Origin of the sequence: Microcoleus sp. A2-C3, assembly GCF_036706065.1 — a bacterium.
In the GTDB taxonomy this organism is placed as follows: domain Bacteria; phylum Cyanobacteriota; class Cyanobacteriia; order Cyanobacteriales; family Microcoleaceae; genus Microcoleus.
Window position 1 is genome coordinate 1 of record NZ_JAUBVX010000078.1, and the last position, 24,794, is coordinate 24,794.

At 45.8% G+C, this 24,794-nt stretch carries 19 protein-coding genes; 12 read left to right on the forward strand and 7 right to left on the reverse strand.

The window, feature by feature from the left end; all coding sequences use genetic code 11:
• The first annotated feature begins 264 nt into the window (after window positions 1-264).
• From QUB66_RS27520 to QUB66_RS27530, 3 genes are all read left to right on the forward strand, one after another.
• Window positions 265-1,335 carry a hypothetical protein gene (locus QUB66_RS27520; RefSeq protein WP_332968638.1) on the forward strand — a complete coding sequence of 357 codons (1,071 nt, stop codon included), beginning with the start codon at window positions 265-267 and terminating at the stop codon, window positions 1,333-1,335.
• Window positions 1,336-1,499: 164 nt separating this feature from the next.
• Entirely contained in the window at window positions 1,500-2,273 is a 774-nt protein-coding gene (locus QUB66_RS27525) for an ABC transporter permease (protein ID WP_265236423.1), read from the forward strand.
• Window positions 2,274-2,477: 204 nt separating this feature from the next.
• Window positions 2,478-3,383: an ABC transporter ATP-binding protein gene (locus tag QUB66_RS27530; protein ID WP_332968636.1), complete on the forward strand. Its 906-nt coding sequence runs from the start codon at window positions 2,478-2,480 to the stop codon at window positions 3,381-3,383.
• A 176-nt stretch (window positions 3,384-3,559) separates the two neighbouring features.
• On the opposite strand, the gene QUB66_RS27535 is transcribed toward QUB66_RS27530, so the two are convergent.
• Entirely contained in the window at window positions 3,560-4,519 is a 960-nt protein-coding gene (locus QUB66_RS27535; protein WP_332968635.1) for a GNAT family N-acetyltransferase, read from the reverse strand.
• Window positions 4,520-5,277: 758 nt separating this feature from the next.
• On the opposite strand from QUB66_RS27535, the gene pap reads away from it, so the two are divergent.
• Complete coding sequence (pap, locus tag QUB66_RS27540) at window positions 5,278-6,765, forward strand: polyphosphate:AMP phosphotransferase (protein ID WP_265236426.1); 1,488 nt, start codon at window positions 5,278-5,280, stop codon at window positions 6,763-6,765.
• A 262-nt stretch (window positions 6,766-7,027) separates the two neighbouring features.
• On the opposite strand, the gene QUB66_RS27545 is transcribed toward pap, so the two are convergent.
• A complete protein-coding gene (locus QUB66_RS27545; RefSeq protein WP_265236427.1) occupies window positions 7,028-7,219 on the reverse strand; it encodes a hypothetical protein in 192 nt (63 codons plus the stop codon).
• Between the two features lie 39 nt (window positions 7,220-7,258).
• Between QUB66_RS27545 and QUB66_RS27550 the strand changes: the two genes are divergently transcribed.
• Window positions 7,259-8,248 (forward strand): YdcF family protein, encoded by a 990-nt coding sequence (locus tag QUB66_RS27550; protein ID WP_265236428.1) that lies wholly within the window; start codon window positions 7,259-7,261, stop codon window positions 8,246-8,248.
• Between the two features lie 38 nt (window positions 8,249-8,286).
• Here QUB66_RS27550 and QUB66_RS27555 read toward each other — a convergent pair whose 3' ends face one another.
• Window positions 8,287-8,589 carry a hypothetical protein gene (locus QUB66_RS27555; RefSeq protein WP_332968629.1) on the reverse strand — a complete coding sequence of 101 codons (303 nt, stop codon included), beginning with the start codon at window positions 8,587-8,589 and terminating at the stop codon, window positions 8,287-8,289.
• Between the two features lie 451 nt (window positions 8,590-9,040).
• Between QUB66_RS27555 and glsA the strand changes: the two genes are divergently transcribed.
• A complete protein-coding gene (glsA, locus tag QUB66_RS27560; protein ID WP_332968627.1) occupies window positions 9,041-9,964 on the forward strand; it encodes a glutaminase A in 924 nt (307 codons plus the stop codon).
• Window positions 9,965-10,180: 216 nt separating this feature from the next.
• Here glsA and QUB66_RS27565 read toward each other — a convergent pair whose 3' ends face one another.
• The 3 genes from QUB66_RS27565 to QUB66_RS27575 all read right to left on the reverse strand — a co-directional run bounded on the left by QUB66_RS27565 (window position 10,181) and on the right by QUB66_RS27575 (window position 14,071).
• Window positions 10,181-11,995, reverse strand: coding sequence for a CHASE2 domain-containing protein (locus QUB66_RS27565; protein ID WP_332968625.1), 1,815 nt, complete (start codon window positions 11,993-11,995; stop codon window positions 10,181-10,183).
• Between the two features lie 303 nt (window positions 11,996-12,298).
• Entirely contained in the window at window positions 12,299-13,393 is a 1,095-nt protein-coding gene (locus QUB66_RS27570) for a FecR family protein (protein WP_332968622.1), read from the reverse strand.
• Between the two features lie 249 nt (window positions 13,394-13,642).
• The gene (locus tag QUB66_RS27575; RefSeq protein ID WP_332971300.1) at window positions 13,643-14,071 is read right to left on the reverse strand and encodes a hypothetical protein; all 429 of its coding nucleotides are present in this window, start codon (window positions 14,069-14,071) and stop codon (window positions 13,643-13,645) included.
• Here QUB66_RS27575 and petP point away from each other — a divergent pair.
• From petP to QUB66_RS27590, 3 genes are all read left to right on the forward strand, one after another.
• Window positions 14,065-14,265, forward strand: coding sequence for a cytochrome b6f subunit PetP (gene petP / locus QUB66_RS27580; RefSeq protein WP_265236438.1), 201 nt, complete (start codon window positions 14,065-14,067; stop codon window positions 14,263-14,265). The genes QUB66_RS27575 and petP overlap by 7 nt on opposite strands.
• A gap of 230 nt (window positions 14,266-14,495) precedes the next feature.
• Window positions 14,496-15,590: a Get3/ArsA fold putative tail anchor-mediating ATPase NosAFP gene (locus QUB66_RS27585; RefSeq protein ID WP_332968617.1), complete on the forward strand. Its 1,095-nt coding sequence runs from the start codon at window positions 14,496-14,498 to the stop codon at window positions 15,588-15,590.
• 154 nt (window positions 15,591-15,744) lie between these two features.
• Window positions 15,745-16,440: a Uma2 family endonuclease gene (locus tag QUB66_RS27590; RefSeq protein WP_332968614.1), complete on the forward strand. Its 696-nt coding sequence runs from the start codon at window positions 15,745-15,747 to the stop codon at window positions 16,438-16,440.
• A 401-nt stretch (window positions 16,441-16,841) separates the two neighbouring features.
• Here QUB66_RS27590 and QUB66_RS27595 read toward each other — a convergent pair whose 3' ends face one another.
• Window positions 16,842-18,908 (reverse strand): elongation factor G, encoded by a 2,067-nt coding sequence (locus QUB66_RS27595; protein ID WP_332968612.1) that lies wholly within the window; start codon window positions 18,906-18,908, stop codon window positions 16,842-16,844.
• Between the two features lie 590 nt (window positions 18,909-19,498).
• Between QUB66_RS27595 and QUB66_RS27600 the strand changes: the two genes are divergently transcribed.
• The 3 genes from QUB66_RS27600 (at window position 19,499) to QUB66_RS27610 (ending at window position 24,710) form a co-directional block, all read left to right on the forward strand.
• Window positions 19,499-22,657 carry a CHAT domain-containing tetratricopeptide repeat protein gene (locus QUB66_RS27600; RefSeq protein WP_332968611.1) on the forward strand — a complete coding sequence of 1,053 codons (3,159 nt, stop codon included), beginning with the start codon at window positions 19,499-19,501 and terminating at the stop codon, window positions 22,655-22,657.
• A 6-nt stretch (window positions 22,658-22,663) separates the two neighbouring features.
• Complete coding sequence (locus QUB66_RS27605) at window positions 22,664-23,092, forward strand: hypothetical protein (protein ID WP_332968609.1); 429 nt, start codon at window positions 22,664-22,666, stop codon at window positions 23,090-23,092.
• Between the two features lie 289 nt (window positions 23,093-23,381).
• The gene (locus QUB66_RS27610; RefSeq protein ID WP_332968607.1) at window positions 23,382-24,710 is read left to right on the forward strand and encodes a hypothetical protein; all 1,329 of its coding nucleotides are present in this window, start codon (window positions 23,382-23,384) and stop codon (window positions 24,708-24,710) included.
• Window positions 24,711-24,794 lie beyond the last annotated feature (84 nt).

Genomic DNA, 24,794 nt, shown 5'->3' on the forward strand with positions numbered 1-24,794 from the left:
GAATAATTTGAATCCGGGAACTTCGCCGAATACCAATCAGAATAATTTGAATCCGGGAACTTCGCCGAATACCAATCAGAATAATTTGAATCCGGGAACTTCGCCGAATACCAATCCCAGCAACAATTTGTCTCCCAACAGTACCAATGGCAACGGCACGGGCACTTTTTGAACGGCCGCCGGATGAGTTAAGCTAAGACATGGAAGTGGCGATTCCCTACCCTTCGGGATAGCTTCGCTCGCGCGTAATTGAGGAAACCTACTGTGTCAAACTTAGTTCAACGACTAGAAATAACCGCTCATCCGCAACTCGAAAAATCCCTCGGCTATCGAGGAGACAGTCGCTGGGTAGCTTGGCGGTGGGAACCCGACATCGACCAACTTATTTCCTGCGACGGCAAAACAGTCGGTACTGGCAATAATATGGCTTGGCTAGTATTTTTACAGCACGATTTAGTTAAGCCTGCTCTACAAGAGTACAACTTTGCTGAGGGCGATCGCTACTGGCTGCTTTTAGACACCGAAACTCGAAATCTCTACGTCGGCGAAGGGAAATCAGTTCAAAGTCTACTAGAACAGCCGGAGAGTTTAGCTTTGTTAGCCTGTCTCGATGGCGGAAATGCCGGACAAACTGCTGAAAATTGGCAGCAAACGCTATCTCAACTAACAACAACAACCGCCTTTCGCCACCTAACAAATGCCATTCCTTTCGGAATCGCCGCCGCTTTAATAGGTGCTTTAGGAATCGGAACCGGATTGTGGGTAGTCCCGACAGTGCAACAGAAACTCACCCAAAAAACAGCTTTTACTTCCCCAATTAGTTCAGCAGCCAACTGCGGGATTGGCGGTTCCGACGATTTTTCAGCTTATGTTGGTTCGTCGAGCTCAGATAAAGAACTTCACTTAATCGGCGTTTACGAAGCTAATTCGGAGCACGGGAACGGAAATTTGTCGAAAAGTGCGTTAGCGAAGCCAACGAAGAGGATCGAAATCAACGTAGAACCCCGAAACAAGCCAATAATTCTCGCACTTTCAGCCTACGAACCTGTCAACTGGAACATAAATGTAGAACCCGGAACTGTTATCGAAAAAATCATTGTTAACGGATACCATAACCAAACAGTTTCAGGAGTTTCGGGAATTCCAATAGAAGAACACAGCTACGAAGAAACCGGAGACTATATCGGCGAGTTTATTTACAAGTGGGGTGCTACCACTGAAAGTCCCAATACTCCCTCCCTCGTCACTAAATTGGAACAGATAAACCGCACAAGTTTAACTTCTTTTCAAGGATGCTACAGAGGTACTAACTTTAGTATCAAATCAGAATCGTGACAGACAGCGAAAAGTTAAAAACAAGTCCGCTAAAATCACAAAACCCGCATCAGCGGGTTTTTTGTTGAGAGTGAAATTTGACATTTTTATGGTATAATATGCCGTGGCATCATGCCAATTCTCAATTCCGAATTTCCAATTCTAACAATGCTAATAAAATCACTATGAAATACTGGTACGAAACCATCGCAGTAGCGCAGCGAATTTTAATTGAATTAGGGAGGCGGCGACGCAGCTTAGTTTTGTGGAGTATTTTTCCAGTTTCTATCTTGCTAATTAACGGTTTAATCTTAAAAGAACGCGCTAATCTCACCACGGCAAAAGCCTTTGAAAGTGCTGCACCCGCAAGTTTAGTAGGAGCCGCTTTATTTTTTAGCTGTCTCGGCGGCAGCGTCGCAACGGTAGTATCAGAACGAGAACAACATACTCTCAAACGCTTATTTATTTCTCCCTTGAGCGGCACTTCCTACTTTTTAGGAATTTTTATTGCTCATAGTTGCATCGGCATCGGTCAGGTACTTTTAGTATACACGATCGCAGCGTGTTTAGGAGCACAATTTCAAGGATCTATTTTGTTAGGGTGTGCGATTATTTTACTGAGTATTGTATCTTACGTAGGCGTGGGCTTTATTCTCGGCACGCAGTTTGCGAGGCGCACTGAAGATGTCAACTCGCTAGTAGCAGCTTTCGGCGTTCCTTTGTTGATTTTAGGAGGCGCATTTTTGCCGACTGCGCTGTTTCCCAAAACTCTGCTGGATCTCGCCCAGTACAATCCAATTTATCACATGAACGAAGCCCTAATAGGCGTGTGGGCTAACGGCAAAGATTTTGCGGATATTGAATCGCACTTCTGGTTTTTATTAATATTTGCTATTTTAATGATAGTGGCAGGGTGGCTGTCTTATCGGCGGATGTTGAACACGGAAAGAAGACTTTAAACAGTTGACAGTTGACAGTTGACAGTTGACAGTTGACATTTACTGGGTACCAGGCGCAGGCTGGTAATCAGTTAAAAGATATCCGTAGGGGCGAAGCATTTCGGCAGTAAATATCTGCTTGTTACTAATAATTTATCTGCCGGAATGCTTCGCCCTCTACCAAAGCTGTTAATAATATAATTAAACTTAGGGAGATTTAAAACCTTGCTGCAAATTGAAAAGCTAAATAAGTCTTATGGCGAACGTTCAGTGCTTAAAGATTTAACACTGCACATTCAAGCTGGCGAAATTTATGGTTTACTTGGGCCAAACGGTGCTGGTAAAACTACAACTATCAATATTTTATGCAATTTGCTAAATGCCGACAGCGGCAAAGTTTCCATCAATGGCGAACCTGTTTCGGAATCGACTAAACCGTTAATAGGTGTAGCGCCCCAAGAAAATTTGCTTTATAAAAGCCTTAGTTGCGAAGAAAATCTCAATTTTTTTGCTCAAATTTATGGTTTAAATCGCAAACAGCGCAGCTATCAAGTAGAGCAATGTTTAAAGGCAGTAAATTTGATAGATAGAGCTAAAAGTCCGGTGGAAACTTTGAGCGGAGGAATGCAGCGCCGTTTGAATATTGCGGTGGCTTTGGTGCACCAGCCTAAATTAGTAATTTTAGATGAACCGACAACGGGTTTAGATATTGAAGCTCGTTATGAAATTTGGGAGTTAATTCAGCGTTTACAATCGGAAGGAATTACGATTTTGCTGACAACTCATTTGTTGGATGAAGCTGAACGTTTGTGTCAGAGAATTGGGATTTTAAAAAATGGTAGCATTGTGGCTGAGGGTAGTTTGGAGGAATTACAAAGACTGATTCCGGCTCAAGAAATTATTGTTATTAAAACTACTGAAGAAGAAAAGACGATCGTCCGCGCTGAAAAATACAGTTTTATCCCCCGTCGCTACGGTAGTGATTTGGCTTTTTGGCTGCCGGAATGTTTGGAATTAAAAGAGATTATTTTGCTGTTTGATGGGATTTCTATTGATTCAATTGCTCGGTATCCGGTGCGGTTAGAACATATTTATGTTGAGGTGACAAAACAAAGCGAACTAGGTTTGTAGAAGACCGGGCGGTTGAAACCGCCGTCTGCATCTACTTTTTTACCCGAAAGAATTGGTTTAAAGCCTTTCCCTTCTAGGGGGAATTTAAAATCAGACTATTCATTACTCCAATCCTCTTCCTTCCAGGTATAGGTCGCCGTCAACTGTCAACTGTCAACTGTCAACTGTCAACTGAATTAGACGGCTTTTGCCCAGGATAGCCAAGTTTCCATCGGGCGAAAACCTACTGATTGATAAAGCTTTGTCGCGCCTGTCAAACTGTCAGCATCGACGCTGAGTTTGGCTGTATTTGCACCCGCCGCTTTTAAGGTGTGCAATCCGGCTAATAACATTGCTTTTCCTAATCCCATTTTCCGAAAGTCGCGTCGCGTACCCAATAGTTCAATCCAACCGTCTTTTGTGTCGCTACGGTGGTTTTTCTGGGGTTTGATTTGACAGTCGCAGAAAGCTGCAAATCTACGATCGCCCGAAACAGCAATTAAATCTAATTCCGGCTGATAATTTTCGTCTTGCATCCAGTATCGCACGGTTTCGGCAGTTAAATCGTGGTGGTTCCAGTGATCGATAAATGACTGGTTGAACATTTCTACCCAGGGTTGGATGTCTTTTTCTCCCGATACGTGTGTCAGCGCAAAATCTGCGGGAAATTCGGGTGCGGGAATTGGTTCGGCGAGCGATCGCGCCATTGTGAGAAAATAGCGATCGACTGCAAAGCCCTGTTTTTCTAATAGCAGCATTCCATCGGTTCGATCGTCGCGGTTGTAGGTACGCAATTTTGCTGGTAAATTCCGTTGTTTGGCGACTTCGCTCAGCCGCTTTTCGCCCCATTTAACGATCTCTGTTTCTAAACCTTCACCGCGCAGGTTTGGATGCACGTAAAACCAGAGACAGGCGTCTATTTCATCCTGGGAATCGGGCATATCTAGGAGTGCTAAACCGATCAATTTGTAATTACCGTCTTCCCACAACTGCACGTCGCGGGCTTTGTCGAGTTTAGGGGCATCTAGTACGAGCTTGAGTTCGCTGGCTGATACTTCTTCGCCGAGTCGATCGACTGTTTCGCAAGCATCGATTAAATTTGCGATCGCACACCAGTCACTTTCGCCCTTGTAGGAGCGTGTTGTCAAGATATTCATAAAAAACTTTGCAATCCGTAATTTCGGACTGTTCCTCTTAATGGGTATTGGCAAATGAGTACAGTAATTCGGACATTTTGCACAAATGTCAGCAACAGGCTTTCTGGCCTGTTCCACAAGAAACAAGTATTGTTTTCGGGCGGCTAATCTTAGCCCGCACCTCAACAGCTTTTAGTATTAGAGAATGGTGTTGATAAAACTCAGAAACCTGTTTATATCACCCAGGCTTTCAGGTTTTATCTCATAGCGCAATCATAAAAATTGGTTAGCCCATTTGGGCGGTTTTTTTTATTGGAGTCTGTGGCCAGAGGAACGCCCAACCTTTGCAAGCAGCGCCCTCGAAGTTATCAAAGCTGGTGCTTGACTAACTGTTGTTTAAATAAATTTGATGCAGCTAAGTAAAGAAGTTTTCACCCCCACCGGGTAGTTGATTTTTACTTTTGCTCTGTTTTACAAAAAATCCTGTTTCAGGGATTTGTTGCTGCTCCTGTTCACTCACCCGATCGGGCGAGGGGAACAGTTGAAGTTCTTAAAAAGTTCCCTAATTCAACTATAACCGCTCAGGTTTTTTTTGGCAAGTTCGATCTGAGGAAACTTTTGTTAGTATTAGCCCGATGCTGGGTTCGACGGCAGAAGCACCACGCTTTTAAGCGGTCATAGGTATAGTTTTGATAACTTTTTGCCAGACTTGAAGATTTAATTTTATCCAAACGTTAAACTGACGTTAAACTGCTTTCTGGGATTTGTGTGAGGTAAATATGCTTGACAACCTCGATTTAGATATTTCGCTGGATAAAGAAACCTATGAGGCCAAAATTGAAGTTTTAATGCAGCAGTTGCGATCGCTCCAACAAACCTGCTGGGAAAAAAAAATGCCCGTAATCATCGTACTCGAAGGTTGGGCCGCCGCGGGCAAAGGCGCACTCGTCAAAAAAATGGTGGGTTACATGGATCCGCGCGGCTTTACCGTTCACCCGATTTGGCCGCCGTCAGAGGCAGAAATGGACTATCCTTTTCTGTGGCGGTTTTGGCAGAAACTCCCAGCCCGCGGTCGGATTGGCTTTTTTTATCACAGTTGGTACACTCATCTTTTAGAAGACCGGTTGTTCGAGAGAGTCTCCGAGGCCGAAGTACCGACAATCATCAGACAAATCAACGCCTTCGAGCGCATGATGGTAAACGACGGCGCGGCAATTGCCAAATTTTGGATTCACCTGAGCAAAAAAGAACTCAAACATCGGCTCAAAAAACTAGAAGACGATAGCTTACAAGCTTGGCGAGTGCGGCCGGAAGATTGGAAACAAGCCAAAAAATATCAAGAATACACGACTTTGGCCGAAGAAATGATAACTCAAACCGGCACGGGCCCGGCACCTTGGACGCTAGTAGAAGGCGACTGTCAGCGCTGGGCGAGAGTCAAAGTTTTAACGCAAATGGCAGCCAAAATTACAGAAGCCCTAGACAGACTCCCCACACAATCTGCACCCGTTCCATTGCCGCCTCAAGAAAAGTTGCAACCCACCGAACCAGACTTGCTCGCCCAAGTAGATTTAACTCTATCCTTGTCGCCAGACGAATACAAACACGAACTTCGCGAAGCACAAACCAGTTTTGGTGAACTGCAACAAAGCATCCACGAAAAGGACATCCCCGTGTTAGTGCTGTTTGAAGGTTGGGATGCGGCCGGTAAAGGAGGAGCGATCAAACGTTTGACGGACATCCTAGACCCCCGCAGTTACTCCGTCAATGCCTTTGCTGCGCCGACGGACGAAGAAAAAGCTCACCACTACCTCTGGCGCTTCTGGCGGGAGTTGCCGACTGCTGGTAAAATCAGCATTTACGATCGCAGTTGGTATGGTAGAGTGCTCGTCGAGCGAGTCGAAGGATTTGCCACCGAACTCGAATGGCGTCGAGCTTACCAGGAAATCAACGAATTTGAGGAGCAACTCACCAGTTTCGGTTGTATCTTAGTTAAATTCTGGCTGCACATCAGTCCCGAAGAGGAACTAAAGCGGTTTACAGACCGACAAAATAATCCATTTAAACAATACAAACTCACTCAAGAAGATTGGCGGAATCGAGAAAAGTGGAATTATTATGAAGTGGCGGTGAATCAAATGATTCAGCGCACCAGCACGCCGACAGCTCCCTGGACGATAATTGCGGCCGATAACAAGTATTATGCTCGTGTTAAAGTAATTCAAACGGTAACGCAGGCAATTCGGAATCAACTGAAACGCCGATAAATTGGGATTGGTGAATGGGTAACAGGTAATGGGGAAAATACAGGCAGCACAAAGCAGGCAAGATTGCCAAGTCAATTTCACCTGCCGCCAGCTCCATCCATTATCAATTACCGATCGACCATTACCAGTGATCAATTACCAATTATCTGTCAGCAATCTGTGACCATCCCCAAAAGGGGTGCAAGCCACCGACGCTATGAGTATGGAGATCCTAAAATTTTAGATCAAAGTTTAAACTCCCAGATTCATCTGTGGAGTCAATCTAAAATCTCAAATCTAAAATCTCAAATCGACTGACTGGAAGTAGCGAGCTCGATTGCCTGTAACCAATAGTTGATAGCTGACTGGAATCGAGGATCAGGAGAAATGCGATCGCAGTGCGCGATCGGCGAAAGTTAACAACCCAACCGATGCCGGCATTGCCTACCGCAGCTAAATTCGCGCTCGCTTCCACAATTCCGTACTAATTTATGAAGACACAGAATATTGCAAGATGCCTGAACTATTCGCTCGCATTCTATTTCTATTCCTCCTCTTCTCACTGATCAAATCGTGGTGGGATCAATCGGGAGGTAAAGACAATCCTTTAATAGATCGGCTGCGCGTTTTGCTGCTGATCAGCCTTTTGTTCCTAGCTTTTTTTGCCCCAGACACGCCAGTCGGAGCAGCGATTTTCGGCTTAATAGCCTTTTTCTTTAAGCCGCTGGGTTTTTCGATTACGTTACTGGTGATTGCATCGGCGCTGATTACGAACGGGGGCATCCGCAACCCGGCGCCGAGAATGATCCTGGCAGCACTGCTAGTTTTGATCCTTTCGAGTATGCCAGTTGTGGCTTACTGGTTCGCCGATCAAGCAGAACGGGATGCGGCTGCACGCACCACAGTTTGCTGCGATGAAACAGCCGCGGCGATCGTCCTGCTGGGCAAGGGAACGACTAACAGTCACACCGCCAACCGAGAAGCGATTCAACTGGCAGACACAGGGAATCGCCTGCCCTACGCTGCCGTTTTGTACAAAAAACAATTAGCACCTTTGGTGATTGTTACAGCCGGGCCCAGAGCAGATTTACAGAATTATACTGGCGAAGCTAAAGATATCGAGACTTTGCTGGCAAGCAACATGGGCGTGCCGCGCAACAGTATCGTTCTCGACGATAATGGCAGGAACATACGCACCAGCGCAGAGGAAGTGAGAAAGATCCTCGACAGTCGCGGCGTCGGGCGCAAAGTAATCCTGGTAACATCTGCGATTCAGATGCGGCGTGCCAGCCTCGCTTTTGCGAATATGGGAATCCAGGTGATTCCTAGAGCTACGGACTTCTACACTTACCAGCCCGTATCAGGAGGTAGATCCCGACTGCGCTTAGACGCGGCAGATTTCCTGCCCAGTGCAGAAGCTTTGGTAACTACGACACGAGTATTTGATGAATATTTCGGGTCTATTTATTACTATTTGCGTGGCTGGCAGGCTCCCAGGGCCTAAAGCGGCAAGTTGGTGGTGTTTTTCTTAGGCAACACCGACTACTCCCCAGATTGGTTTAACATCTCATGAGAATGTGACCTTTGTGGGGAGCTGTATTGTCTCATTCCGGCGGGGTCGCCGACGGCAAAGTTGGCAGTTAATAAAAACACCGCCCAAAATATAGGCTCCTCCCACTTGGATTTTTTTGGGGCTGGCGCTTCTTTAGCTTTGGCGGAGGTGACGATGACTTTGAGGTCTAGTTTGCCTTCAATTTCTTTGCCTTTGAGAATTCCTTCGCTGCATACACCCTTAAAAGCTAGCGGATCTGGTTTTGGTGCTTCTGCTTTCGCTTCATCTGGCATTGTTTTGTCCTGATTTTGGTCGATCTGGTTGGATAGTAAGTTCCCAGAGGTTCGGGGGGTTTCCGGATCGGATTGCGCGAACTCTGAAAAATTTAAATTAAATATGCACCCCGCCCCTTACTGGGGCTTAAATATCAGAGCCTGAAGGCATTTCAAGCGAGTGGTGGTTTGTTGGGTAGCAGCGTTGCCTGGAAGCTGCTACTTATCTATCTGGGTGAAAGGGAGATTTTTATGCAAAATACAGGTTCTTCTGAAAAATTGTGAATAAATTTATTATCTCTACGCAAGCGAAAACGTCAATACCATTAAGGCTGAGTTTGGTTTTATTACCTCATAAATTCTATTTCTTGTAGGAGCGGAAGTGGCGCAATTACTGGAAAAACTGGGTTTATGGCTGCATTGCCCGATCGAACTACGAATCTAAAATCTCATACGCTCTAAATCATCGACAGTGAAAACATCCACCAGCAAACTATCTTCCCTGCAACCAGAACAACTGGCAGCTTGGGCAACAGAGGCAATTAATCGCAGTAAATCTGGTCAAATCCCCACGTACATACCTCTGCTTGCGGGAGCCGACAGACAATGCTTTGCCGTGCAAATTAGGGCAATTGACGGTCAAATTTTGAGCTGGGGCAGCGTCGATAAAACATTCCCGCTGATGAGCGTAGTCAAGCCGTTTGTGCTGCTTTATTTGCTGTGCGAGTTGGGCGAAAAAGCGGTTTTTGATTGCGTGGGCTGCGATCCTTCGGAAATGGCTTTTAATTCCCTGACTCAACTGGAAATAGATCAAGGGAAGCCGAGAAATCCGATGATTAATAGCGGGGCGATCGCCCTTGCATCTTTGATTCCCGGTAAAAATGCAGTTGAGCGCTGTCAAAACCTGGGAAATTGGCTGAATCAACAAGCAAACAGTCAGTTATTTGTTGACGAGTTAATGCTCGATTCAGTGAATGCAATGCCGAATCAAAAAAATTGGGATCTTGCCTTAGCAATGGTAGAATCGGGTTCTCTGCAAAACTCAGAAATTGCGTTAGAAACTTATAATCGCGTCTGCTGTTTGTCGGGAACTGTGGAAGATTTGGCTAAGCTGGGAATGGTGTTGGTAAATGGTGGTGAAGCGATCGGGGAAAACTGCCGTACTGTGAAAGCGCTGATGGCTACTTGCGGTTTGTATGAAGCATCGGGCCGCTTGGCGCTGCGGGTGGGATTGCCGGCTAAGTCGGGAGTTAGTGGGGCTTTGTTGTCGGTTATTCCGGGTGAAGGGGCGATCGCATCTTACAGTCCGCCTTTGAATAAAGAGGGAAATTCTGTCGGCGGTTTGTTTATATTGGAACAAATAGCTAAAAGTCTGCGGCTGAGTGTATTTGATTAAATTTGGAATTGGGAATTGGGAATTGGGGAATTGGGAATTGGGGAATTGGGAATTGGGGAATTGGGGAATTGGGAATTGGGAATTGGGAATTGGTTATTAGAAAAATCACTAACAAGTAACCACTAACTATTACCCATGCCCAATGCCCGATGCCCGATGCCCAATGCCCAATGCCCAATGCCCCATGCCCGATGCCCAATGCCCAATGCCCACTGACTACTGCTTTTCGCCCAAAATAGCATAAACCACAGTCTCTTCTTTTTTGCCGCGCAATTGAATTGAGCCTACTTTTTGGCCTTCGTAGCGATCGCGCACATAAGCAAAAGTCCTCCCCGTCACCAACAAATTAAAAGGACTATCAGACACAATTTCCTTATTCATCGCCTCCAATCTAGCAGCAACATTGACAGCATCACCGATCACAGAATAATTCAAACGTCGGGAACCGCCGACACTACCAGCAACTAACTGTCCAGTATGCAAACCAATACCAAACTTAATTAAAGGTTTGCGTTTAATTCTAAGCTGCTGATTAATTTCGTTTAGCTTTTCGTGCATGGCGATACAAGCCGCAACTGCATTCAAAGCATCTTGTTGAATTTCGGAATATTCGCTATGGCAAAAAGGCACACCAAAAACTGCCATAATTGCATCACCGATGTATTTATCAACAACGCCACCATGATCCATAATACAGTTGGTCATCGCTTCCAAATAATTGTTTAGCCAGGTGAGCAAATCTCGCGCTGGCATTTTTTCAGAAATCGAAGTAAAACTGCGAATATCCATAAACAGCACAGTTGCTGTAAGTTCTTGAGGTTCGAGTTCTCCCTGTTCAAAGATTTCAGCTTTGCGTCGCCAAATAAGCTGAGCAGTTTCGGGTGCGACGTGCTGTTCAAATAACCTCATCAACTGCTGTTTTTCGTACTGTTCCCGCAGTTGCAAAGCAGTGCCAGATAAAATAAGAGTGCCGATGGGTGCGGCAATGGGAAGCCACCAAAAATAGAAGCCAAATAACAAAGCAGCAGCCGTAACCCAAATTACAGGCAAACCGAGGGCGATCGCAATTCTGTCTTTAACACCTCGGTTGTACAAAACCGAAGTAGTCAGCGGGCCAATCGCCAATAATAACAAATTTTCTAGCTGTATCGGCAGCCGCCGCAGCAAGCGTTGATTGAGCAAATTGTCAATCAACGCTGCATATAAATAAACCCCACCCGTAGTTTTGTTGAGAGGCGTAGATATCTGGTCAAAACCAGTAGCAACTAGGCCGACTAAGACTAATTTATTCGCTAAAGCACTTTCAGGAATTCTGCCTTCTACAACATCTACAAAAGCATAGGTGGGTAGATTTTCTGTTTTCCCCGGCCAGTTAACCAAGACTGTTTGTTCCTGCATATTTTGTAGTTGCGGCAGCAATACAGGATTTTGGGGGTTAGCAGCGTTGTACCTCTGAGTCATTGCTAAACCGAAGTTAGGAATGGAGTCGAGAAATATTTTTAAATCGCGGCTAACGCCGTCGCTGTTGGGTTCGTGTATTATATGTCCGATACCTGCGGCGGCTGCTTTTAAAGATGCTACGGGTTGTTCTTTGGTGGTTCTTGGGAGTACAACTCTGCTGTTGGCGGCGATCGCACCGGCTAACATTTTATCTTTGGGACTCGGATCTAGGAACAGAATATCGAAACCAACTGCTGTGGGGGGAGATTTTTTCAGGGCTGATAGAAGTTCGGCGTAGCGATTGCGCGGCCAAGGAAATTTACCGTATTCCTGCAAGCTTTGGGGCTCGATCGCAATTACCGCAATTCTGTCATCCCACCCCGAATTTGGTAAAATTCCCGATTCTCGAATTTGAAATAGGGTTTTGTATGCCAAATATTCAAGGGGTTTCCAGATTCCAAATTGCAGCAAGGTTGCAGACAGGATACCTGCGGCGGCGCCTGTCAGCCAGGGAGGATTTGTGTTGATATATTGCCGGATGCCGATCAGTTGATTGTGTTTGAGATGTTCAATCAATTCTTTGAACTTCATGGAATTAATTTCACGCAATAATTGACATCAAAGTCCGATGTTTCAGATTAGAATACCGGGCGGTTGAAACCGCGTCTATACAAACAAAACCCGATCTGAGAGGGGTTGAAGACCAAATCGATAGTCCAGATGATAATACCGGGCGGTTAAAAGCGCCGTCTGATCTAGATATAGCAACCGCCACATTGGTGAGGACATAAATCACTTCATGAATAGAGCCGATACCCGTACTGCATCAATGATTTGGTTCCCGTTATGCAACTGTCAACTGTCAACTGTCAACTGTCAATTGCTATAGGTTGTTTAGGGAACTGCGAGAGTGTAATGCGTTTCTGTGACTGACGGGCCTCGGACTACGATGTTGATGCGGCGGCTTGGAGGTAAAATCCCTTGGATTTTGAAGTTTCCCTGTCGATCGATCTTAATGGCTTGGTTGTTGACATAAATTATGTCGATCGGGTTAATTTGACCGCTGAGGCGATAGATATTGCCGCTGAGTCTCGACAAATTTCGGACTTTGAGTTGGGCTAGACGAGGGCTGGCTGAGGGCGCGACGGGCGAGGTTTGAGGGAAAATTGTCGTGGCGTTGCCGCGGGTGACAACTACTTGCGAGTCGGTGCGCCCCGATACTTCGACTGTACCTTCAATAGTTTCGACTGAGGTTTTGCCGTCGCCGACGCTAACGCCAAAGGATGTACCCCGGACTCCGGCAACGCCTTCGGGGGTTTCTACTCTGACTGGGGCGGTTCTGGGAGATTTTTTTTGTTGGGCAATTTGACGGGTTTCGCCAAGTCCGCTGAAGGTATTTAAGGCGGCTATTTGCTGGGGCGGGATAATTGTTGAGCTGTTGGCGGAGGCTGTTGGCGCAGCAGTTTTGCCGATCGACAATCTAACTCGCCCCCTGCTGACAAAAATAGCTGTGTCATTTTCGCCTGCACTGCTGGACAAATCGGATATTTTGACTGCGGTTTTTTCGGCTACTTCGACGATGCCGATGTGGTTGTCGATCGCTAAACGGGCTGTGGAATCGGGGCCGGTGATGATTTCGTCTCCGGGGGCGAGTAGCCGATCGCCCACAACTGCTGGTCGCCCTTTAAAGGTGACAGTACCGCGAATTTCTTGAATTTCGAGCGATCGTCCGGCTGCTGTTCCCTGAGCCTTTAGAGCCTTGGCTGGGGATGGATTCGCCGCCGCTGTTTGCGGATTTTTGGGAGACGTTGAGCCTGTTGGGGCTTGATCGACTGAGATAATTTTAGTAGGGTTTGACTGCTGTTTGGGGGATGGAGAGAGCGGACTGGCGATCGTCCCACGAAATGTCGGCAGACAGGCCAGCACAGCTAAGGACAAACTTATGAGTGGAATTTTGGTCGATCGCCAGCACGTACACATTTTATTCATTATTTCAATTTTGTCATATTGAAGTTTGTAGACTTCATTTCCTCTAGCAGACGCCCCAAATCCGGAAATCGTTCCATTTTTTCTGCCGTAAAACAGCAGCAAAAATAAACTTTATCAGCCTGAAAGTTTACCATTAAAACTTATTTTTTTTGTCGGATTTTAGTAAACTGTTACAACATGGCACTTTACTAAAATCTGACCTTCGGGAAATTTGGCCAACCAGACTCAAAGTCTTTTACAGCATGAAAATTAGCCGTTGTCAACGTCAGAAAGGGCAGATTTATATATAGCAAACATAAAATTAATTACTGCTTTTGAATGCTTTTTGGCTTCTGCCTGAAGGATGACTAATTGGGGATAAATCCTGTAGTTGTGGCAATTAATAAAAAGATTCTTTTTGCGAATCAATAAAAAATAATTATCTAAGTGGTGAACAGCCTCTGCCAGTGGAGCTTGCCGCTGTGGAACCTGATGAAGCAAACCCAAGCGAATCATGGTAGACGATCGACCAACTCCGACTAGAATACCGTCTTTTAGGGAAAGTTGGTCGAAATTTCGAGGGAAAATCATGGCGGGCGATCGGGCTTGGTGGTGTTGCTGCTCGATCGAGACCGCCAAACTGTAAAATGGACGCTTGTATATAGGTTTTGTAGAGCAGGAGAACAATTTCAGTGGCAATAGAAGTAGGTCAAAAAGTTAAGGTGCGCCGTCTCAGAGATCGGATACCTGCAAATATGGTAGGGATGATAAAGAAGAATCCAGTAGGCACTGTGGACGGATTCAGAATGGTTGACGGTAGCGGAGTAGGCGTGGTTGTCAAGTTTGACGGTTTTGCGACTTGGTTCTTTGAAGATGAGCTAGAAGCCGTTTAACAGAAGGAAGAAGGAAGAAGGAAGAAGGAAGAAGGAAGAAGGAAGAGGGAAGAAGGAAGGAGGAAGAAGGAAGATTTTTCCCACTCTCCCATTCTCCCCATCTCCCCATCTCCCCATCTCCCCATCTCCCCTTCTCCCTTTCTCCCCCTCTCCCCCTTTCCCACTCCCCCAATCTCGATGGCCGTTGCGCTTAAATGTTAAAGAGTAAGCTTTGGCAGTGAGAACAGAAAATGGCTTTGATTTTGACATTTTTGGGCAAAGGCGGCACTGGCCGCAGTACGATCGCGATCGCAACAGCTAAAAAATACGCGGCTCAAGGCAAGCGAGTTCTGCTACTCGGCCAAGATCCGGGCCCTGCATTGGGTATTCTGTTAGGAGTTCCGCTGACTCTCGCCCCGCAGGAAATCTCCCCGAACCTGAAAGCGGTACAGGTGCAAAGCGCGCCACTGCTAGAACGCAGATGGGACGAAGTTAAACAATTAGAAGCTCAATATGTCCGCACTCCGTTTTTCAAGCAGATTTACGGGCAAGAATTGGGAGTGTTACCGGGGATGGACAGCGCGCTGGCGTTGAACGAACTTCGGGAATACGACGACAGCAAACAATATGATGTGATTGTTTATGACGGCACCGGCGCTATGGATACGCTGCGGATGCTGGGAATGCCGGAAATTCTGAGTTGGTATATCCGCCGCTTCCGCCAAGCTTTGGTAGATTCGGATTTGGGTAAAGCGCTTTCGCCTTTTATTCAACCGGTTGTCAGTACCGTGTTGACGGTGGATTTGTCGGGAGATAATGCTTTTCAATCGACTAAGCAAGTAGATAATCTGTTGGATAAGGGTAAGGAAGCGCTGGCAGATCCGAACCGCACGGCGGCTTATTTGGTGACGACTGGGGATGCAAGTGCGATCGCAACTGCCCGCTATCTTTGGGGAAGTTCTCAACAAATTGGTTTGACTGTCGGTGGTGTAATTGTGAATCAATCACCGATTACAGAAACTGTTGCTGCTGATTTTGATCCTTTGACAGCAGTTTCGGTGCCGGCGCACAGTGATAATAATTGGCAGCCGTTAATTGATGCTTTGCCAGATTTTTTTGAAGCGGGAAAAGCTCCTAAACCAATTAACATAAACATTGCACAGCGTCAAGTTAGTTTGTTTTTGCCTGGGTTTGACAAGAAAGAAATTAAATTGATTCAATCCGGGCCGGAAGTGACTATCGAAGCGGGCGATCAGCGGCGTAATATTTTGCTGCCTCCGCAGCTAACTGGTAAGTCTGTGACTGGTGCTAAGTTCCTGAATGGTTACTTAATTGTTTCTTTTTAGCAGTTAAGTTGTTCGGGATTTAAGGTGAATTTGGGAACGGGCAAGATGCCCGTTCCACATTTTTAGGAAAAATATTGAGAAATTTTGGGAAATGCGATCGCCAACAGTTCGTTTATAATAAAATAAAATCCTTAGCCAATTTGGGGAAACAGCAATGGTTACACAACTGCAATCTCCCGATAAATCAAAAATCATCTACCCTGACGACAACGGCGAACCAATGTCAGACAATACGGAACAATTTAGATTAATCGTCTGGATTAAGGAAAACTTAGAACTGTTATTCGCTAACGATGCTAATGTTTTCGTGGCCGGAAACTTGCTGTGGTATCCAGTGGAAGGAAATAACAAAATTTCCCAAGCACCGGATGCAATGGTAGTTTTTGGTAGACCAAAAGGTTATCGAGGTTCTTACCAACAGTGGCTTGAAGATAATATTCCGCCGCAAGTTGTGTTTGAAATTTGGTCGCCGGGAAATCGCCTCACTCCAATGATTCAAAAATTCAAATTTTACGAACGCCACGGCGTGGAAGAATACTATTTATTCGACCCGCAAACATTAGAGCTGACGGGATGGCAGCGTTTGGATGACGAATTAGAAGCGATCGAACAAATGGACGGTTGGACAAGTCCCAGACTGGGGGTGCGGTTTGGATTGTCTGAGTCAGGACTGGAAATGTTCGGGCCTTCAGGAGAATCGTTTGTGAGTTTTGTGGAACTCGCGCAACTGCGACAGGATGCAGAAACGCGGGCACAGCAAGCAGAAAGTTTGCTGGAACAAGAACGATCGCGATCGCAAGCTTTAGAATTAAGATTGCGAGAACTAGGAATAGACCCAAATCAATTGTAGGAGACCGGGCGAATTGAACACGGCGAATCGAACACGACGAATCGAACACGACGAATCGAACACGGCGAATCGAACACGGCGAATCGAACACGGCGGTTGAACACGGCGGTTGAACACGGCGAATCGAACACGGCGAATCGAACACGGCGAATCGAACACGGCGGTTGAAACCGCGTCTACAAAAACAAAACCCGCCTCCGCGGGTTGAAGAAAATACAATTAAAATATCGAACACGGCGGTTGAAACCGCGTCTACAAAAACAAAACCCGCCTCTGCGGGTTGAAGAAAAGACGGTTAAAATTACGTTATTCTCTTCAGTCCGCGGAGGCGGACATTGTTTGTGTAGACGCGAATTCCATTCGTACGTCTTATCTGTACACGCGAATTCCATTCGTACGTCCTATCTTTTATCGTTACCGTTACCATTCCCATTCCCGCCAGTTGTTAGCAAAACCCGCTTAGCCAAAGGTTCCGGTACTTCTTGTAATCGATCGAACTCCCAGTTAAAAAATCCTACACCCATTGTCTGCGATCGCAATTCTACGATCAAATCCTGCATTTCGGCGATCGGCAAATAAACCGAAACAGCATCCCATCCCTTCCAGTCTGCTTTACCTTCGTAGCCGAGAATTTGGCCGCGATGTCCGCTGACCAATTGCAACACCTTTGATGTACACTCGTTCGGAGCGCAAATTTCCACTTTGGCGATCGGCTCCAGTAAAGTTGATTCGCACTTCTCCATCCCGGACTGCATCGCCAACCGCGCCGCCTGCTTAAAAGCTTGTTCGGAACTATCAACAGAATGATAGGAACCGTTAGTCAAAGTCACCGATACATCTACCACCGGAAAACCCAAGGGGCCGCGATCCAAATATTCCCGCACTCCCACTTCCACGCCGGGAATATACTGTTTTGGGACAACTCCGCCGACTATTTTGTCAGTGAAATTGAAACCTTCTCCGCGCGGCTGCGGTGCGATGTCGAGGTACACATCACCAAACTGTCCATGTCCGCCGCTTTGGTGTTTGTAGCGCCCGTGGATGGAAGCTACGGATTTGCGAATGGTTTCTTTGTACGGCACTTGTGGTAAGTGAGTTACCATCGGCAAATTATACTTGCGGCGCAACCTATCTAAAGCTACTTTTAGGTGGATTTCACCTTGACCCCAAAGTATAACTTCGTGGGTGTCGCCGTGCTGTTCCCAGACTAAAGATGGGTCTTCTTCTAATAGTTTAGCTAAGGCAGAACTCAGCTTAACTTCATCGTTGCGCTTTTCGGGGACGATCGCCAATGCGTACACAGGCGAGATGATTTCGGCTTTTGGTAATAATTCGTCAGAACCCAGCACATCGCCTGTTCTCAAGCCTTCCAGCCTGCCCACAGCGACAAGTTCCCCGGCACTTACCGACTGTAAACTTTGTGTTTGTTGCCCGGTCAAGCGGTACAAACCGTTAACTCGAACCCCGTTCAAAAGTGCTCCGTCTGCGAGGGTTCCCCGCCACATTCTCACTAACGATAACTTACCTCCTTGAGGTGTGTAATAGGTTTTGAGGATTTGAGCCAGAACCTTGTTTTCACTTTGTATAAAGCCGCGCCGTTTTGCTGTAGTTTCTGGTGTCGGCGCTTCTCTGAGTAAAGCTTCCAGCAGAGGCCGCACACCGAAATCTTGTTCGGCGATACCGATGAATACGGGCACTATTAAATCAGCGCCTAATTCCATCTTCAAATCGCGGGTAATTTCTTCGACATCGGGGTTGATTTCTTCGAGCAATTCTTCGAGTAAATGGTCGTCAAAATTGGCCAATTCTTCGAGCATTTCCTGTCGCGCGGCGCTTTCTTGTGCTTTGAGGTGTTCGGGAAGCGGGACGGGATCTGCGGGTGCGCCAGGGTGATAGTGGTAAGCTTGTTCGGTTACTAAGTCCATGAAACCGATGATTTGTTCGTTTTTGCCGATCGGGTATTGGTGAGGTACAATTGGTCTGCTGGAAACGGATTTGAGCGCGTTGAGTACGTCGGTGAAGTTGCTACCGCAGGTGGTTTCGTCTGTGCACGCGCGATCGATCTTATTGATGAAAACTAGGTGCGGAATTTCCCAATCGTCGAGGAATTTGAACAGCGGCGCAAGGGTTAAAGTGCGATCGGCAACGGGTTCGCAAACAATCACGGCTGCATCGACACCGATAAGTGCATTGTAAGTTTCTTGGGCAAATTCGATCGAGCCTGGACAGTCAAGAAATGTGAAGCGGACGTTTTCGTATTCGGCGGTGGCGCTGTTGACTTCTACGCTCATTTTGCGATCGCGCGCTTCAGCAGAACCGTCACCTATTGTATTACCATCTTTAGCATTACCTTTGCGAGTAATTGTGCCTGTAACCGACAGCAAACTTTCCAGCAGTGCGGTTTTTCCGCTTAAATAAGGGCCAACAATTGCAACGTTTCGCGTGGCCCCAATGACTTTTTCGTTCATAATAGCCTCCTACACAAAGTGAAGGGGAAGGGGAAGGAGAAGATGATGATTCAGGAAAAAAACTTGTGTTTGCCGGTTTCTCCGATCTCTTCCCTTTTGAACGTAAAAACTTTTATTTGTAGTTTCTCTTAGTTTAAGCTTAAATAGATCCCGGCAATCATTAATTCCTATGAACTATTAAGTAGTTTTGTAAATTAATTTGAGTTGTGAAAATGCTAATCCCAGAAACCGGGTTTCTTCCTAGATTTCTCGTACTCAACCGAAAATCTTCATAGAAACCCGGTTTCTTAGCCTCACAAGTAGCCAGAAAAGTAGCCAGAAACCGGGTTTTTTCCACATTATTAGCAGCCAAAATTAGGAGACTGCACGTGCCGTGTCCCTACCGGCAATAATATTGTAGGGACACGGCACTGCCGTCTCCTCTTTATCATAAGGAGCGTTACCGGAATTGATATCACCGCCAAAATCTGCTACAATTTTTAACAACACATCAACTGTCAACTGCCGCACCTTGAGCATAGTCGAAGGGCAAGATAAACGCAGTCAACTGCCAACCGTCAACTGTCAACTGTCAACTATTAACCCAGCCAATGATCCGAAAAATTTGGCAAACAATCCTCAAGCTGTGGCGGAAAATTTTCCCGCAACCCAAACCACCAATACCGCCACGGCCAACTCCGATTCGCTCTTTTGGGGAATACGAACAGAAATTCATGGAGTTGTTAGAGGGAGTTGAACAAGGCTGGAGTCGCGGCACAATTCAAGGCTTTTTAATCGCCAGCAATATCAAAGATGCTGAGTGGGAAAATTGGCTGCAAGAATTTGGAGAAAGGTTGCTGGTATCCCCGGAAACGAATTTAGAATTGGGTAGGCGCATGGTGCGGCTGGGTGCGACAAATTGCGGGAGAATCAGTGAGGTTGCTGGGAGGATTGGTAGGGAATTGTTGGCTGGGGAGAGCTTGAATCTGAGTGCTGCCGATGGCGAGAGAATGAGTGATAATGTTTCTGGATTGTTGGGAAGCGAGAGTTTGAGTGTTTCTACAGATATTTTATCTGTGGCTTACGAAGGCGGATCAACCTCGCAGTCAGAATATATAGCAATAGAAATCAGTAAAGAGGCAGAAGAATTATTGAAGCAAGGAGTCGATTGGTATGGGTTGGGATATTTTGAAAACGCACTTTCTTGCTATGACAAAGTTATAGAAATAAATCCAGAGTTCCACGAAGCTTGGATTAATCGCAGCAAAGTGCTGGATCAATTAGGTCGTTATCAAGAAGCAACAACTAATTATTACACAGCAATCGCACTTCAATCTGGTAACGAGAAGGTTTTCAGCATAGCGAGAGAAATTAATAAAGAGGCAAAAGAATTATATAACCAAGGAGTAAAACGTTATGATGCAAGAGATTTAGAAGGAGCGATCGCAGCCTTCGAGAAAGCCTTAAAAATTGACCCCAAATACCACTGTGCCTGGAGCGGGCTGGGCAATGCCCTAGGAAATTTGGGCCGCAACAGTGAGGCGATCGCAGCCTACGAGACAGCCTTAGAAATTGACTCTAAAGACAACTATGCCTGGAACGGGCTGGGCGGTACCCTAAATGATTTGGGCCGCAACAGTGAGGCGATCACAGCCTTCGAGAAAGCCTTAGAAATTGACCCCGAATTCCACATAACCTGGAACGGGCTGGGCCATGCCCTACGTGATTTTGGCTGCTACAGTAAGGCGATCGCAGCCTACAAAAAAGCCTTAGAAATTGACCCCAAATTCCACCCTGCTTGGAACAATCTGGGCAGTGTCCTAAATGATTTTGGCCGCTACAGTGAGGCGATCTCAGCCTTCGACAAAGCCTTAGAAATTACAGGCGATCAATTATTGCAAGCTTGGGAAAATCGAGGTTTGGTATTTTTTAACTCCGGGCGCTACAGTAAAGCCATTCAAAACTGGGACGAAGGCTTACAGAAATATCAGCCCAGCAACCACGACTATCGCGAAGCTTGCGGCAACTTGCACAAGCAAAAAGGCAAGGCACACTACGAACACGGCAAAGAAACAGCCACATATTTTGAATCTTTCCACAAAGCCAAAGCCAGCTACGAACAAGCCCGCGAATTCTTGAAATCGCCCCTGATTCCAGAAACTTATTTAGAAGTAATGCAAGGCTTAATTACCGTCTGCCGCAGCTTGGGAGATCCCAAAACCAGCGAGTACCTTACCGAAGCTACTACCGTCTTAGAAAACTTACTTTTAGACAATCAAACTCACCCCGAAATCAAACAGCGACTCCAGCGAAAATTTGCCGGACTTTACCAGTTAGAAGTCGATACCCTCGTCGAGTTTGGCAAAAAGATAAATGCACTAGAAAAAGCCGAAGCTAGGAAAAACTTTTGCCTGCAATGGATGCGCGCCGATTCGCCAAACCGCACCGACAGCCCGACTTATCCACAAATCCGAGACTTGCTGGCAAACAACACCAGCACAGCGATAATTTACTGGCATCTCAGCCCAGTTTCCCTGACAGCTTTTATCATTACCCCAGACAAGTTTGAAACAATCACCACACCAGTCACCGATTTATTCCCAAATTCCAAAAATCCGAGTTTAGAAAACTGGCTAAAAGACTGGAAAACCAACTATCAAAGTTACAGCCAACTTAGCAAAGAACAAAGCAAAGAATCCCATCCCTGGCGGCAATCAATGACAGCGCAATTGCAAATACTCGCTGACATCCTCAAAATCCCCCAAATTTGCACCCACCTCACCAATATCCAACACTTAATCTTAATTCCCCACCGCGACTTGCACCTCCTCCCCCTAGATGCCCTGTTTCAGCCTCCCTGGGTAGGCACGGGGGCGGGCATGACGGGGGCGGGCACGGGGGCACCGCCCCTACACAATCCTGGTAGGGGCAATCCCCCCGTGGTTGCCCCCTCTGGTAGGGGCAATCCCCCCGTGGTTGCCCCCATAATCCGCACAATTAGCCGCCTCCCCAGCGCTCAAATTGCCATCCTTCAGCAACAGCAACAACCCACGGAAACAGTACCAAATTCACTGCTGATGGTAGAGCATTCCCAAGGCAAAAGTGCTTTGAAATACACAGAAATCGAAGCAGCCGCCATCAGTCAATTTTACGCGACTCAGCGCCCCGCCAATATCTCTACAAAAACCGCAATTACTGAAGCACTCAAAGCCAACAAAGGCATCTTTCATTATACAGGTCACGCCTACCACAACACCGCAAAATCCGAAGCTTCTGCGTTAATCTTAGCCGGCGGCGAAGAATTGACATTGACCGACATTTTGCAGTTAAATTTTGTCAACTATTACCTAATCTGCCTCAGCGCTTGCGAAACTGGCTACACCAAAACAGGCGAGTTAATCGATGAATTCGTGGGGATAGCGAGCGGCTTTTTACCAGAAACCAATTATATTATCAGCACGCTGTGGCGAGTGGACGAACGTTCGAGCGCTTTGTTAATGATCTATTTTTACCAGTTGTTGCAGCAGGGAATCGAGCCGCCCGCAGCCCTGCAACAAGCCAAAGATTGGCTGAGACAACTCACGAATGCTAAGCTAAGCGAGTGGTACACTACAGAGTTGTTGCCGCTGCTGGAAAAAGCTAATTTCAAGAATATCTACTACTTTGAAAGGGAAGCCTCACGACTGAAGAAAAAATCAGCTAAGATAGAAGAGAAACCCTACGAGCATCCTTACCATTGGGCTGCTTTCACTATCACCGGCAACGGCTAAATTAATATGACTTCTGAACAAGTTACTTTATCAGGATTTGACGAATTCGCCCCCAAAGCTTTGTTAATCGCCCTCGCGAAGTTTGAAGGAACTCTTGCGCCGGAGTTGATAGCGGAAGTGAATCAAGTAGGCGCGGCTGTGGTTGGCGGGGACATGGAAAAAGTGTCTCTATTTATTGATATAGCTAAGAAAGATTCTGCTTTTAATAAAGTTTTTGAGCAGGCTTACGAGGACTTGCAGGAACTTGACGAAACTCATGAAAAGGATAAGTGGCTTCCTGAATTAGATGCAAATACACCTTCGCGTCAGACTACTGATGATTTTAACAATTTTTTGGCTCCTCCGCTGACTGATGCGAATCCTCAGAATGCGGCTAAAAGGCTTTTTTCTGGTGTTCGCGATTTGGTTGAACGGGTTTATCGATTGAGATTTTAATTTGAGGTATTACCCACAGTTAGGAGATGGAAGTCCATTGGTGTCAACTTAACCCGAAAGACCGCCAGGGGTTTAAACCCCTGTCTAATAGCGAAAGTCCTCTAAAGAGGACTGATGAGTTCTTCAGTCCTCTTTAGAGGACTTCAGCTTTGAGGCAGGGACTTCAGTCCTTGCCGGACTGCAGGTTTGACCTTAAGTTAATACTAATAGGCACTGTCGTGTCCGGGATTGCTGAACCGTATTGTTGTATAGTTAAGATTTCCGAGATTGACCATCAGGAAAAGATTTTATGCTCAAATTAGTTAACCCTACCCTAAATTTATTTACCTACACTCTCAAAGAAGGGTTGGGTGTCGAAGAATCGGAAACTCGCAAAATCTACCAAGGATTTTTAGAGAGTTTGTCCCAACAACTTCACGAAAATCTGAGTGATTTATCTATTGATGTAAATAGAGAACAGTTTCTGGCACTAAAGGAGGTGGAAGCAGCAGATTTACAATTTGAAGGAAACCTGAATGGTGTTGAAGTGAAAGGTGCTTATCGCCGTTGGAATGTTAATGATACTGACAATTACCAACTTTTATTTGATGCTTCTGTTCAGGATAGGTATAAAACAGATCAAGTTATTAAATTAATTGAAAAATTGCAATATTTAGCCCCTAAATTGCCGAAGTTAGAAAATATCGGACAAACTTGGATGCTTTGGGGTTGGCTGGAATCGGGAACTGATGCGGAAGCGGAAGAACTTGCAAAAAAAGCTTACAAGAATCTATTTAAAAAAGATGGTAATCCTCAAGCAATTGGTAAGTTTTTAGGTGGTAAAGTCGCTGAGTTTTGGGGCGATAAGATTGAGGATAATTTGCAACTGTTGGTAATTTTATATCCCAATAAAGCGGCTTTTTTGGAATGGAAAGATTTTTATATAAATTGGTTGGATTTGCTGTGCTTCCGCCATAAAATTATCTGGGCTTATGAAAACAGTCTGCTGCTAAAAGAGCGTTTGGTGAAAAAATATAACCAAATTTTGGCAATCAGAAATACTTCTAGGTTGAATCTCCCGAAATTGCTGGAGGTGATGGGGAAATTGTCGGATTTTACGATCGACCTTAATTACCTTGAGTTCCAATACAGTACAATTAAGGTGAATCTGGATAAGTACCAGGATAAGCTTACAGAGATGCAGGCCAAGGCTAGACAAACGGATGATTTGAATTTTTTGCAGAAATTTTACGATATCGCCAACGAAAAATATTCCAGACAAATCAAAAAAGATATTGACAATTTCCGTCCGTGTTTGGAAATTTTGCAGAGTTTGACTGATACAATTAGAGGGACGGTGGAGATTAGGAAGGCTGAGAGCGATCGCACTTTTCAAAATATTGTCGGTATTGTCGGAGTCGGGCTGTCTACTGGCGGTACGGTAGCCTCTGTAACTGCAAGTTTCACAACAGAAATAGAAGCAAATCCCGCTATCAATACAGCAATAAATAAGCTATTCCCATTTTTTGAACCTTCGGGATTGATAATAATTATGGGATTTACGATTATCTCAGGAGTGGCGGCTAGCTTGCTGACTGCGATAATTATAGTTTTGTGGCCGCGCATTTTCCGCCGTTAGTCGGATCCTGTAGTTTAGACTAAAAAATAGTCGCAGCTAAAAGTAGCTGGCTTTGAAGAGCAGGCAAGCTGTTACTCAAAAACT

What these genes read in the sequence shown, in the direction of transcription:
- QUB66_RS27585 (WP_332968617.1), top strand. Translation starts at nt 14,496, where the DNA reads ATGGCTTTGATTTTGACATTTTTGGGCAAAGGCGGCACTGGCCGCAGT.
- QUB66_RS27600 (WP_332968611.1), top strand. Translation starts at nt 19,499, where the DNA reads ATGATCCGAAAAATTTGGCAAACAATCCTCAAGCTGTGGCGGAAAATT.
- pap (WP_265236426.1), top strand. Translation starts at nt 5,278, where the DNA reads ATGCTTGACAACCTCGATTTAGATATTTCGCTGGATAAAGAAACCTAT.
- QUB66_RS27570 (WP_332968622.1), bottom strand. Translation starts at nt 13,393, where the DNA reads ATGAATAAAATGTGTACGTGCTGGCGATCGACCAAAATTCCACTCATA.
- QUB66_RS27550 (WP_265236428.1), top strand. Translation starts at nt 7,259, where the DNA reads ATGCCTGAACTATTCGCTCGCATTCTATTTCTATTCCTCCTCTTCTCA.
- QUB66_RS27595 (WP_332968612.1), bottom strand. Translation starts at nt 18,908, where the DNA reads ATGAACGAAAAAGTCATTGGGGCCACGCGAAACGTTGCAATTGTTGGC.
- QUB66_RS27605 (WP_332968609.1), top strand. Translation starts at nt 22,664, where the DNA reads ATGACTTCTGAACAAGTTACTTTATCAGGATTTGACGAATTCGCCCCC.
- QUB66_RS27565 (WP_332968625.1), bottom strand. Translation starts at nt 11,995, where the DNA reads ATGAAGTTCAAAGAATTGATTGAACATCTCAAACACAATCAACTGATC.
- QUB66_RS27535 (WP_332968635.1), bottom strand. Translation starts at nt 4,519, where the DNA reads ATGAATATCTTGACAACACGCTCCTACAAGGGCGAAAGTGACTGGTGT.
- QUB66_RS27590 (WP_332968614.1), top strand. Translation starts at nt 15,745, where the DNA reads ATGGTTACACAACTGCAATCTCCCGATAAATCAAAAATCATCTACCCT.
- QUB66_RS27610 (WP_332968607.1), top strand. Translation starts at nt 23,382, where the DNA reads ATGCTCAAATTAGTTAACCCTACCCTAAATTTATTTACCTACACTCTC.
- QUB66_RS27525 (WP_265236423.1), top strand. Translation starts at nt 1,500, where the DNA reads ATGAAATACTGGTACGAAACCATCGCAGTAGCGCAGCGAATTTTAATT.
- QUB66_RS27555 (WP_332968629.1), bottom strand. Translation starts at nt 8,589, where the DNA reads ATGCCAGATGAAGCGAAAGCAGAAGCACCAAAACCAGATCCGCTAGCT.